This window comes from Streptomyces sp. NPDC001530 (assembly GCF_042894545.1).
Classification (GTDB): Bacteria; Actinomycetota; Actinomycetes; order Streptomycetales; family Streptomycetaceae; genus Streptomyces.
The window spans coordinates 15994-27789 of sequence record NZ_JBIAVS010000018.1 but is presented as its reverse complement, the minus strand read 5'-3'; the positions used below and the strand labels follow the sequence as shown (position 1 = coordinate 27789).

General features: G+C 69.5%; 8 protein-coding genes. 3 read left to right on the top strand and 5 right to left on the bottom strand.

Annotation, left to right across the window (positions count from 1 at the left end):
• Positions 1-113: 113 nt before the first annotated feature.
• Both ACFY0T_RS33260 and ACFY0T_RS33255 read right to left on the bottom strand, forming a co-directional pair.
• Positions 114-1682, bottom strand: a complete 1569-nt coding sequence (locus tag ACFY0T_RS33260; RefSeq protein ID WP_388878937.1) for a sodium:solute symporter family protein — start codon at positions 1680-1682, stop codon at positions 114-116.
• Positions 1683-2112: 430 nt separating this feature from the next.
• The gene (locus tag ACFY0T_RS33255; protein ID WP_388878934.1) at positions 2113-2898 is read right to left on the bottom strand and encodes an SDR family oxidoreductase; all 786 of its coding nucleotides are present in this window, start codon (positions 2896-2898) and stop codon (positions 2113-2115) included.
• An 81-nt stretch (positions 2899-2979) separates the two neighbouring features.
• On the opposite strand from ACFY0T_RS33255, the gene ACFY0T_RS33250 reads away from it, so the two are divergent.
• Positions 2980-3819, top strand: a complete 840-nt coding sequence (locus ACFY0T_RS33250) for a hypothetical protein (RefSeq protein WP_388878931.1) — start codon at positions 2980-2982, stop codon at positions 3817-3819.
• A gap of 117 nt (positions 3820-3936) precedes the next feature.
• On the opposite strand, the gene ACFY0T_RS33245 is transcribed toward ACFY0T_RS33250, so the two are convergent.
• The 3 genes from ACFY0T_RS33245 to ACFY0T_RS33235 form a co-directional block, all read right to left on the bottom strand.
• A complete protein-coding gene (locus tag ACFY0T_RS33245; RefSeq protein ID WP_388878928.1) occupies positions 3937-4134 on the bottom strand; it encodes a DUF397 domain-containing protein in 198 nt (65 codons plus the stop codon).
• A 262-nt stretch (positions 4135-4396) separates the two neighbouring features.
• Positions 4397-5254 carry a helix-turn-helix domain-containing protein gene (locus tag ACFY0T_RS33240; protein ID WP_388878925.1) on the bottom strand — a complete coding sequence of 286 codons (858 nt, stop codon included), beginning with the start codon at positions 5252-5254 and terminating at the stop codon, positions 4397-4399.
• Between the two features lie 367 nt (positions 5255-5621).
• Positions 5622-6380 carry a GPP34 family phosphoprotein gene (locus tag ACFY0T_RS33235; protein WP_388878922.1) on the bottom strand — a complete coding sequence of 253 codons (759 nt, stop codon included), beginning with the start codon at positions 6378-6380 and terminating at the stop codon, positions 5622-5624.
• A gap of 231 nt (positions 6381-6611) precedes the next feature.
• Here ACFY0T_RS33235 and ACFY0T_RS33230 point away from each other — a divergent pair, with 231 nt between their 5' ends.
• Both ACFY0T_RS33230 and ACFY0T_RS33225 read left to right on the top strand, forming a co-directional pair.
• The gene (locus tag ACFY0T_RS33230; protein WP_388878919.1) at positions 6612-9644 is read left to right on the top strand and encodes a serine hydrolase; all 3033 of its coding nucleotides are present in this window, start codon (positions 6612-6614) and stop codon (positions 9642-9644) included.
• A gap of 221 nt (positions 9645-9865) precedes the next feature.
• Positions 9866-11701: an MFS transporter gene (locus ACFY0T_RS33225; protein ID WP_388878916.1), complete on the top strand. Its 1836-nt coding sequence runs from the start codon at positions 9866-9868 to the stop codon at positions 11699-11701.
• The last annotated feature ends 95 nt before the right edge of the window (positions 11702-11796 follow it).

The following is an 11796-nucleotide window of genomic DNA, read 5'->3' as shown; positions in this document are numbered from 1 at the left end:
TGTTCCCCGCGCCCCTTTTAGGGGCGCGGGGAACTGCGCAGTCTTTTAGCGGGGGTCTGGGGGCGCAGCCCCCAGGGAGGGGAATGGGTAGGGGCGGAGGGGGCGAAAAACCACTAGTCCTTGACAGGGGCAGCCACCCCGTCGCCCGCCCCCGCCGGCGCGGGAATGGCCGCGGCGGCCGCCCCGTCGTCATCCGTGTTGATCTTCTCGATGATCGCGTCCCGCTCCGGCGTGTCCTCGGGCTTCAGGAAGCCGATGAGGATGTACAGGACGAGGGAGATCGCCATCGGGACGGAGACCTGGTACTCCAGCTTCACGTCGGTCCGCTGGGAGAAGTCCAGGTTGTAGTTGACGAAGAAGAAGGCGAGGAGCCCGCAGGCCCAGCTGGTCAGCGCCGCCGTCGGTCCGGACTTACGGAACGGACGGAGCAGGCCCAGGATGAACGGGATCGCGATCGGTCCCATGAGCCCCGCGACCCACTTGATGACGACGGTGATGATGTCCTTGAACGTGGGGGAGTTGACCTGCGTCGCCACCGCCATGGAGAAGCCGAGGAAGGCAACGGTCGTGACGCGCCCGGCGATCAGCCCGGCCCGGGTGTCCCACGCCCGCGCGGCCTTCGACAGCACCGGCGCCACATCCCGCGTGAACACCGCGGCGATCGCGTTCGCGTCGGAGGAGCACATGGCCATCGTGTGCGAGAAGAACCCGACGACGACCAGGCCCAACAGCCCGTGGGGGAGCAGCTGTTCGGTCATCAGCCCGTACGCGTCCGACCCGTCGGGCTTCTTCGCGGTCACCAGGAGCGGCGACAGCCACATGGGGATGAAGAGGATCACCGGCCACACGAACCACAGCCCGGCGGACAGGAACGCCGAGCGCGTCGCCTGCTTGGCGCTGCCGGTGGCCATGTAGCGCTGGGCCTGGTTCCACATGCCGCCGTTGTACTCGAAGAGTTTGATGAAGAGGTACGCGATGAAGAAGACCGTGAGGTACGGGCCGGCGAAACCGTCCCCGTGACCGTCCAGCTTCGGCGAGTCGAGGGCCTTGGACAGACCACCTTGGTCAGAGATCTTGTTCAGCGCGATGACCAGCATCGAGAGACCGGCCAGCAACTGGATGACGAACTGGCCGAGTTCGGTCAGCGCGTCCGCCCACAGCCCGCCGATCGTGCAGTACACGGCCGTGATGCCACCGGTGATGATGATGCCCTGAGTGAGCGTGACCCCGGTGAACACGGTCAGCAGAGTCGCGATCGCGGCCCACTTCGCGCCGACGTCCACGATCTTCAGGAGGATGCCGGACCAGGCGAGCGCCTGCTGCGTCGGCACGTTGTAGCGGTCCTTCAGATATTCGAGGGGCGAGGCGACGTGCAGTCGCGAGCGCAGCCGGTTGAGCCGGGGCGCGAAGGCCTTGGCGCCGATGGCGACGCCGATGGCGATGGGCAGCGCCCAGGTGACGTACGACGTGATGCCGTACGTGTACGCGATGCCGGCGTACCCGGTGAACATCACCGCGCTGTAGCCCGACATGTGGTGGGAGATGCCGGACAGCCACCAGGGCATCTTGCCGCCCGCCGTGAAGAAGTCGCTGACATCGTCCACACGCTTGTGGGACCAGACACCGATCGCGGTCATGACGCCGAAGTACGCGACCAGGACGGCCCAGTCGAGACCGTTCATGTGCCCCCTCCAGGGGTCCGCCTTGTGAACCTGCAGATACCGGACGGCACTTCGCCAGTACGCATGGGGGTCCCCCCCTGCTCTGGGGGTACCTCCCAGGCCCTTAAGGCACTGGGGGAGAAGCCGAGAGCTTGGGGGAGGGCGGCGCCCCCGTGCGGGAGCGGGGACTTCGGGGATTGAACCGCTGGTTCGACCAACCGGTCAAGACCTCTCGCGGTCACAGATATGAACACAGATCAGAAAGCAGAACGATTTTGCTTCTACTTTACCTGTAGGGCTGTTGTCGTGCTCGTGACGTGGAACACACGATGAGCGGGCACTTCGTCAGCGGGACATCGACAGGACGACAGAAACGACAGAGGCGAAAAAGACGACGGGCGTACGGGATGCGGGTCCCGTGCGACTGAGAAGGGAGCCGCGACGGCCCTACCTACCGCATGAGTTCGCCCGCGTTCACGAGCAGCGACTGCCCCGTGATCGCACGCGCCCGGTCGGATGCCAGGAACACCGCGGCGTCCGCCACATCCCCGTCCGTGGCCAGCTCGGGCAGGGCCATCCGCTCGGTGAGCCGGGCCAGCACGTCCGCCTCCGGTACGCCCTCGGTGTGCGCCGTGAACTGCACGTACGCCTCGACCGGCGGGCCCCACATCCAGCCCGGCAGCACGGTGTTGACCCGTATCCGATGCGGGCCGAGCTCCCTGGCCAGGGAGTACATCGCGCTCGTCAGGGCGCCCTTCGACGCCGCGTACGCCGCCTGCCGCACCTGGCTCGGCGCGGCCACCGACGACTGGGTGCCGATGATGACGACCGCGCCGCCGTGCGACTTGAGCGCGGGCAGGCATGCGCGGGTCATCCGCAGGGTGCCGAGCAGGTTCACGTCGATGACCGACTGCCAGGTGGTGAAGTCGGCGTCCTCCAGGCCGCCGAAGTAGCTGTCCCAGGCGGCGACATGGACGACCGCGTCGATCCCCCCGAACCGCTCCGTCGCCAGCGCCGCCAGCGCCTCGCACTGCGCCTCGTCCGTGATGTCCGTCGCCCGGTACGCCGTGTGCGCGCCGTCCGGATCGAGTTCGGCCGCCGCCTTGGCGAGATTCCCCTCCGTACGCGCCCCGAGCACCGCGTTGCCCCCGTCGCGCACCACGGCCGCCGCGACCTGATGGCCGAGCCCGGCCCCGACCCCCGACACGACGACGGTCTTGCCCGCGAGCAGTGACATCAGAGGCCTCCCTGAGTCTGGCGCATTGTCTGACGGAGCGTCAGAGTATGGGCGTCGACCGGAGGAAGGAAGGGGAGCGACGTGAGTGAGGAGACCCGCAGCGAGGTGTACGCCGAACTGGCCGCCCTCGGCCCGTACGGCGTCCATCCGGGCCACGCCCTGATCACCATGGTTGAACCGCACCCGGGCCACGAGTACGCGTACAACCGCTGGTACGAGGACGACCACTACTACGCCGGCGCGATGGCCATGCCCTGGATGTACGCCGGACGCCGCTGGGTGGCGACCCGCGACCTCCAACTCCTGCGCTACCCGGAGAAGTCGGCGGTCGCCCAGCCGGTCACCGCGGGCTGCTACATCTCCACGTACTGGGTCACCGACGGCCGCTACGACGACCACATGAAGTGGACCGTCGGCATCAACAAGCGGCTCAACCGCGACGGCCGCGTCTACCAGGACCGTACGCACGTCTTCACGGCCTTCCAGGACCACGAGGCCACCGTCTACCGGGACGGCGCCGCCGGTCCCCGCGACTTCCACGCCCTCGACCACCCGTACGCGGGCCTCCTGGTGGAGGTCATCGACGCCGAATCCGCCGCCCAGCGCGCCGAGTTGCTGGAGTGGCTGCGCTCCCGCCACCTCCCGAAGCACCTCGCCGGCTCCCCCGCGGCCATGGTCACCATCTTCCGGCCGACCCCCCTCCCCGGCGACCGCATGACGTACGTCAAGCAGGTCGAGGGCGTGGACACCCGGCTCACCCTGCTGTGGTTCCTGGAGGCGGATCCGCGGGACTGCTGGGAGCAGTACTTCACGGGGCTGGACGCGGCGGTGGGGGAGTCGGGGCTGGGGAGGGTGGAACTGGTGGCGCCGTTCATCCCCACGGTGCCGGGGACGGACCGGTACGTGGACCGGCTCAGGTAGTCGTCGGGTCCGGGGGCCGGGTAAAGCCGAGCCCCCTCGGCCGGGACGGCGGGCCAGTCGAGAGGGCTCTGTCGGTGTTCTTATGAAGTTGTATGGGGTCATCGGTCAGGTGAGGTCTTAGGCTCCCCGGCTCACCTCTGCCACGAAGGCGTTCCACGCGTCCGCGGGAAACGCCAGGGTGGGGCCCTCGGGGACCTTGGAGTCCCGTACGGCCATCGCTGCGAGAATCGGGGACTTGACCTCGACGCAGGCGCCGTTGCCGGTGGAGTAGGAAGACTTGGTCCACGCGTCGGTGGCGCCCTGCTGAATAGCCATGTTCGCTCCAGTAGCGAGTCGTTGAGTTGCTGTCACCGCACTGCTGGTTCGTTCTGGAACCTGCTGTTCGGTTTGCGCCAACGTTGTTGTTCGGTGGCGTGATCGACGCTACTCGCCAACATCGGCTGACGAAGCGACTATTCACTCGACTGGATGGCATATTCCAGCGGGTCTTCCGCACTGGCATGGCGAAGGTGTATTGTCCGGCACCTTCCCGGCGGGACTGCCGTCATACGCCTCGCCGGGGGCTGCCGTCATGCGCTCAGCGCGCGTACTCCTTGGCGATGTCCGCGATGAACTGCCGGGACTGGTCCACGTTCAGGGCCTGCGCCCTCAGGTGCTCGTACATCACGCTGTACTTCTGGACGTCGTTCGCCTTCTCCAGGTACAGGTCGCTGGTGACGCCCTCGATGTAGACGACGCTGGAGTCGGCCGCGTCGGGGAACTCCAGGATCGCGTACTGGCCGTTCAGCCCCGGGTGCGCTCCCATGTCGAAGGGGATCACCTGCACGGTGACGTGCGGTAGTTGGGACTGCTCGACGAGGTGTTCCAGCTGGTCGCGCATGAGGGAGCGGTTGCCGACGGTGCGGCGCAGGGCGGCCTCGTCGAGGACGGTCCACAGACGGAGCGGGTTGTCCGGGGCGGAGATTCGTTCCTGCCGCTTCAGCCGTACCTGCACCCGCTTGTCGATGTCGCCGGGCGCGGTCTCGGGCAGGGCGCCGGCGATCAGCGCCTCGGCGTACGGCCGGGTCTGCAGGAGACCGGGGACGACTTGCGGGTCGTAGACGCGAAGTGACGCGGCGTCGGTCTCCAGCCCGATGTAGACGCTGTACGGGATGTCGCCGAAGGAGTGCCACCAGCCCTGCTGGCGCGAGTCCTTGGCCATCTGCATCAGCGACTCGACGATCCGGTGGTCCTCGACCTCGTAGACCCCGCACAGATCGCGGACGTCGCGCTGGCTGATACTGCGCCGCCCGTTCTCCAGCCGGCTGATCTTCGACTGCGAGACCAGCAGCCGTTCGGCGACCTCTTCGGCCGTCATACCCTTGAGTTCACGGAGCCGGCGCAGCTCCTGGCCCAGCCGGCGCCGCCGGACGGTGGGATTGACATTGGACGCCACGGGACGTGCACCTCCGGCTGCGGGCCTCTACTTTGCGTATCTGCTGTTGAGCAGACTGCCACCAAGGTGCTTTCTACCGCTGGGAAACAGCGGATATGCGCTGGGTACGCGCCAGTTCGGGGATCCGGCGTATATACGCGGCCGTCCGCGGTCTTTGCGGCGGCTCGTGGATCTCGTAGATGCGGCCGCGCGGGGCGGTGGGGCCGTGTCGTCGTCCGGACGTACGGCCTCATCGCCCCGCGCGAGCCAGCGGCTCCCGAACCGGGTCTTGGGGACTGCGGTGCGGCGCTGATGACGTGCTGGCGGTGCTGTCTGTGCTGGCGGTGCTTGGCGGTGCTGGTCGTGCTGGGTGCCGTGGGACTGCGGCTCAGTGGGCCACGGCGCGCGCCATGGAACCGCGGCGCGGTTGCATCGGAACACCGCGGGCGGGTTCCGGCGCGGACGACCGGACTCCGGCGGTGGCGGGACGGCCTGCCGGTGCCGGGCTGCGGCGTGGCTGTGCGGCCACACCGTTCTGAACGTCCATGACCGCGTGGGCCACGAGGCCGCCCATCGGGTCATGCCTGATCAGGTCCCGTAGCCGGGAGCGGGACGAGCGTCCCTCGTTCCCCGGATACAGGTGCTTGCCGAGACCGACCGCATGGGCCAGCGCGGCGAGCGCCGCGGTCCGCGGGTCCGGCGGAACGCCGGTGCGGATCGCGCTGTCCAGCCGGGACTTGATCTCCCGGCTGATCTCCGTGTCCGTCGCCTGGTAGCGAGTCGTCGGAAGCACCCCGCACATCTGGCCGGCCACGGCATGGACCATGCCGCACCTCTCCAGATGCGAGAGGTAGGTCTGGCGAAGTCCCAGTCGGGGTCCGCCAATCCAGTTGACCGCGCGTACGGGTGCTCCGCGTCGGCGAAGCAGTTCCAACGCACAGTCCAGTGTTGGATCTCCAGTCGGCCGTGGTGCCACCACGGCGATACGATCCCCGTCTGGGGCTATCCGTCCGGCCAGCGCCAGCTCCACTAGCTGTGCTCCGGCCAGACCTAGGTCGAGCGACTGCGGCTGTGCGGTGGTACCCGTGGTCGGGTCCAACGCCAGCAGCAGAAGCTCCTCCGGAAGTGTTCTGCGGCTCCTGCCCATCCATGCCTCCCCGCGTGGATGAATGACAGGGTGACCCCTCTCACATTGGTCTGTCGAGGGTGCGTGACCGGAATGTAGTGGAACCGGTAGGTATGTCGTTCTCGTCTACCGCAGGGGTTAAGGCCTCACACAGGACACTGGTACATGGTTCGGACAGCGGTGTCCGGGCGGCGGTTCAAGGGTTCACGGTTTGGTTGGGCGCCTCGTGGGTGGCGCATGGAGGAGGCATCGGTGGCGGGCGAGTCCCCCGACAGGTCGAAGCAGCACGAGTCGTCGACGGCATCGGCGTCCGCGACGGCATCGGCGTCCGCGACGTCGACGTCATCGGCAGAACCGACGCCGGGGACCCCGGCCGCGGTTCCGAGTCCCGCGCGAGGGGCGGCGTCTGCTTCGGGCTCGACCCCGGCTGCGGCCGACCCCCGCTTGGCGGTGGCCCGCGAGCGGGCGGCCACCGTACGGGTGGATCAGGCCACGGCGGTGTTCTCCACCAAGGCCCTGGCGACGGAGGGTTCCCCGGAGGCCGGGACTTCTGCCGACTCCGCCGAGTCCGCCGAGCCGGGCTCCGCGGGTGACGCCCGGCTCCGGGCGGCTGTGGCCGCCTGGGTGGCGGGGGCGGACGACGAGGAGTCTCCGGCCTCCCCGGAGTCCGCAGAGGCCGGTCGTGACGGCCGGGACTCCGGCGCCGGGCGCGAGGGCGACGCAGCCGCGGATGACGCGGCGGCGTCCGACGAGGAATCCCCGCGCGACGCGCGGGACTCCCGTGCCGAGGGCTCCGATGGGGCTGCGGACGTCTCCGGGGTGACGGCCGGGGCGGAGGCTGAGTCCGCGGCGTCCGACCGATCTCCGGGTGATGCGCGGGATTTCCGTGCTGAGGGCTCTGCTGCGGCTGTGGATGGCTCTGCGGTGACGACCGGGGCGGAGGCCGTCTCCGCGGCGTCCGACGAGGAGTCTCCGCGTGATGCGCGGGATTCCCGCGCCGGGGGCTCCGACGCGGCTGCGGACGGCTCCGCGGCGACCGCCGGACCGGGGGCCGAGTCCGCGGCTGCGTCCGGTTCCCGGGCCGACGTTGAGGGTGGCCGTGACTCGGGGGCGTCCGACGCGGCGTCAGCGCCGGTCGCCGACGCCTCCGATGAGGCCGACGAGCAGGACTCCGCCTCCGGCGAGGGCGACTCCGCCTCCGGGGAGGCCTCTGGCTCCGGCAAGTCCCGCGGCGAGGCTGAGACCGTGGCCGGTTCCGCGGCCGACGCCGGGTCCGCTTCCACGGCGGCCGACGCCAGTTCGTCGTCCGCCTCCACAGCTGCGTCCGGTGCCGCCTCCGCGGCCGACGCCCGGTCCGCGTCTGCGTCCCGCGTCGCCTCTTCCACCGCCGCCGCCGTGTCCGGCGACGCGTCCCAGCCCGAGGCGTCCGACGCGCCCAAGTCCGAGTCGGACGACGACACCTCCGACGAGGGCGCAGCCGCCAGCTCGAAGGGCACGTCGTCCGTGGACTCCCCGAAGGGGCCCTCGGATGCGCCCCCGAAGGACTCCGCGAAGGACTCCGCGAAGGACGCCTCGGAAGACTCCAAGGACTCGACGGACCCGGCCGGTGCCAAGAACTCCGCCGCCACCAAGGACTCCGCCACCCCCGTCGACCAGCCCACCGCCATCTTCAAGGCCCCGCGGCCCCCGGCCGTGGACCAGCCCACCACCATGCTCAAGTTGGGCGGCGCCACCAAGCCGACCACCAAGCCGACCACCGAAAAGCCCACCGAAAAGCCCACCGACAAGCCCAAGCCCAAGCCCGCGCCCGACCCCGAGCGGACCAGCAAGTTCGTCGCCCTCAAGCCGCTCGACGAGCCCGCCTCGGCGAAGCCGAAGGCCGGCCCCGCCCCGGGAACGGGCACCGCGAGCAAGCCGGCGGCAGCCCCCGCCGACGCCACCGCCGCCCTCCCGCAGGTCGGCCCCGAGCGCACCACCCAGCAGCCGCTGCCGCCGAAGCCCCCGCTGGACCTGCTGGCGGAGCTGACGAACACGCCGCCGCCCCCGCAGACCCCGGTCCGGACGATCGTGCGGCGGGTCAAGATCTGGACCCCGCTGGTCCTGCTGCTCGCGGTGATCTTTGCAGTCGTACAGGCGGTACGTCCGCTCCCGACTCCCGCCCTCGCGCTCACCGCCGACGAGACGTACACCTTCGACGGTGGCACGCTCGACCTGCCCTGGCCGGGCCAGGGCCAGTCGGCGATCGAGGTCGAGGGCGTCGGCAGCCTCGGTACCGACGGCAAGCAGTCCCCCGCGCCCATCGCGAGCGTCGCCAAGATCATGACGGCGTACGTGATCCTTCAGGAGCACCCGCTGAAGGGGAACGAGGAGGGCGAGAAGATCACCGTCGACCAGCAGGCCGAGGACGAGTCGAAGCTGCCGGACGAGTCGACGGCGGCCATGTCGAAGGGGCAGCAGTTCACGGAGCGGCAGATGCTCCAGATGCTGATGATCCCGTCCGGCAACAACGCGGCGCGGCTGCTGGCCCGTTGGGACTCCGACAACAAGACCTTCGTCGCCAAGATGAACGCCGCGGCAAAGAAGCTCGGCATGACGAAGACGACGTACACGGACCCGAGCGGTCTGCAGAAGACGACGGTGAGCACCGCGACCGACCAGCTCACGCTGGCGAAGGCGGTCATGCAGAACGAGGTGTTCCGCGGCATCGTCGCGATGGCCAGCGCCAAGATCCCCGGTCTCGACAACACCATCTACAACAACAACGACCTGCTGGTGAAGCAGGTCGGCGTGATCGGCCTCAAAACCGGCTCGTCGACGCCCGCGGGCGGCAACCTGGTGTGGGCCGCCACCAAGACCGTGAACGGCAAGACGCAGACGGTCTACGGCGCGGTGCTGAACCAGAACGCCGGTACCGGCAAGGTCTGGGACAGCCTCCAGCTGGCTCTCGACAACAGCCAGAAGCTCATCGACAAGGTCCAGCAGAGCCTGACCTCCGCCACGGTGGTGAAGAAGGGCCAGGTCGTCGGCTACGTGGATGACCAGCTCGGCGGGCAGACCCCCGTCGTCGCCACCAAGAACATGACGGCGGTCGGCTGGCCCGGTCTGAAGACCAAGCTGTCGATCGGCGACGGCGGCGATACGGTTCCGCACTCCGGCAAGGCCGGCACGGTCGTCGGCAAGCTGACGGTCGGCGACGGTTCCAGCCACGCCGTGACGATCCCCGTCGCGCTCCAGTCGGACCTCGCCGAGCCCGGCTTCGGCGCCAAGCTGACCCGCGTCAGCTGAACGGACGTACGCGCCGATTGAACGGACATACGCACCGATGACGTACTCCCGGACGCATCGGTGACGTACCCCGGGTACGAGCACACGTCCCGCACCCCGCCTACAGCGCCCCACCCCGGCGCTTCCCGGCGGGGTGCGTGCTAGCGTCGCGAGATCGGGGCTGCTCGCGAGCCGCGGGTCCCGGGCGAGAACGGAAAACGGGACACGGGGAGAGCCTTGCAGTGGCGACAGCGGAGCCGACACACGCCGACGACGCCGATCCGGGCCCAGGAACCGGCCCGCGAATACCGCTGCGTGCCCGCGCCCATGACGGAGCCGACGGTGAACCCGACGCCCCGGCGCACAGCACCCGTCTGAGCCGCTTCCTCCGCCACCCCGTCACCCTCGCCACCGCCCTCTCCGGTGTCCTCCACGTCGTCTGGTTCTTCACGTTCGCGAACAGTGGCGGGGACCTCGCCGCGCAGGACGCGTGGGCGGAGTTCGTGGGGCGGCATCCGGACTCGGCGTACAACCTCGCCTGGTACGGCGGGATGCACCCGGTGTCGTACAGCGTGGTGTCGCCGTATCTGATGTCGGTGCTCGGCGTCCGTACGACGATGATGATCGCGGGGACGATCTCGGCGGGCCTGCTGACGATGATCCTGATCCGCAGCCGGGCGGTGACGAACCCGCTGTGGCCGGCCCTCGCGGGCGTGTTCGCGCTGCTGTGCAACGCCGCCTCGGGCCGGGTGACCTACGGCCTCGGCATGGTGTTCGCGCTCGCCGCGGCCGCCGTCGTCTTCTGCTGGCCGTACCGCTGGCGCTACAAACGCTGGGCGAAGGCCCTGTGCGCGGCGCCGCTCGCCGCGCTGGCGACCGCCGCGTCGCCGGTGGCGGGCCTGTTCGTGGGCCTGGTGGCGGTGGCGCTCTTCCTGCAGAAGCGCCGCCCGGGCGCGTACGCCCTCGGTATCGCGCCGACGGTCGTGGTAGCGGTCTCGGCCTGGCTGTTCCCCTTCTCCGGCACCCAGCCGATGGCCTTCTACTCGGTCCTCCTGCCCTTCCTGTACTCCGTCCTGGTCTTCGTCCTTGTCCCCAAGGAGTGGAAGACGGTACGGATCACGGCGGCGGTGTACGGCCTCGGCGTCCTCCTCGTCTGGCTGATCAGCTCGCAGATCGGCTCCAACATCACGCGCCTGGCGATGCTGTTCGCGGGCGTCGTGCTGCTGGCGGCCCTGCCCTTCGCCGTGCCGAAGTCCCGCAAGTGGTACGCCATCGTTGTCGCCTTCGTCGGATTCGTCGGGTGGATCGGCTTCAAGTCGGTCGACGACATCGTGCATACGACTCCGGCGGCGTCCTGGGCACGTGAGCTGGCGCCGCTCGTCAATCAGCTCCAGGTCGTGGGCGCCGAGAAGGGCCGCGTCGAGGTCGTCCCGGCCCGCTCCCACCGCGAGGCCTCCGCCCTCGCCCCGTACGTCAACCTCGCCCGCGGCTGGAACCGCCAGGCCGACATGGAGCGCAACCCGCTCTTCTACGACGACACCCTCAACTCCGCGAACTACCACGAGTGGCTGCAGCGCTGGGCCGTCCACTACGTGGTCCTGCCGAAGGGCGAGCCGGACGGCGACGGTGGGGAGCGCGAGCGGGAACTCGTCCAGCGGGGCATGCCGTATCTGCGTCAGATCTGGGGCGACGCGAACTGGCAGCTGTTCGCGGTGACGGATCCGGCCCAGCTCGCCGAGCCCAACGCCGTCGTCGACCGTGCCGAACAGGGCGAGCTGACGCTCGAGGTGAAGAAGGCGGGCCGCATCCTCATCCGCATCCCGTACTCGCCGTGGCTCAGCATCGTCGACGCCGACGGCAAGAGCGTGAAGCCGCCGCAGGAGACGGAGCAGTCCAAGCACCGCGCCGACGGCACGCCGAAGACGTACGACAACATCAACGGCTGCCTGATGCCGACGGAGGAGACCGCGGCGGGCGACAAGTGGACCGAGCTCCTGGCCCCGAAGCCAGGCACCTACCACCTGGCGGCGCCGTACCAACTCCCCCGGGGAACCCCCTGCCCGGAGGAACTCCGCTGATGTGCTTGGGGGCTTCCCTGGGGCTGCGCCCCAGACCCCCGCTAAAAGACTGCGCAGTTCCCCGCGCCCCTGAAGGGGCGCGGGGAACTGCGCGG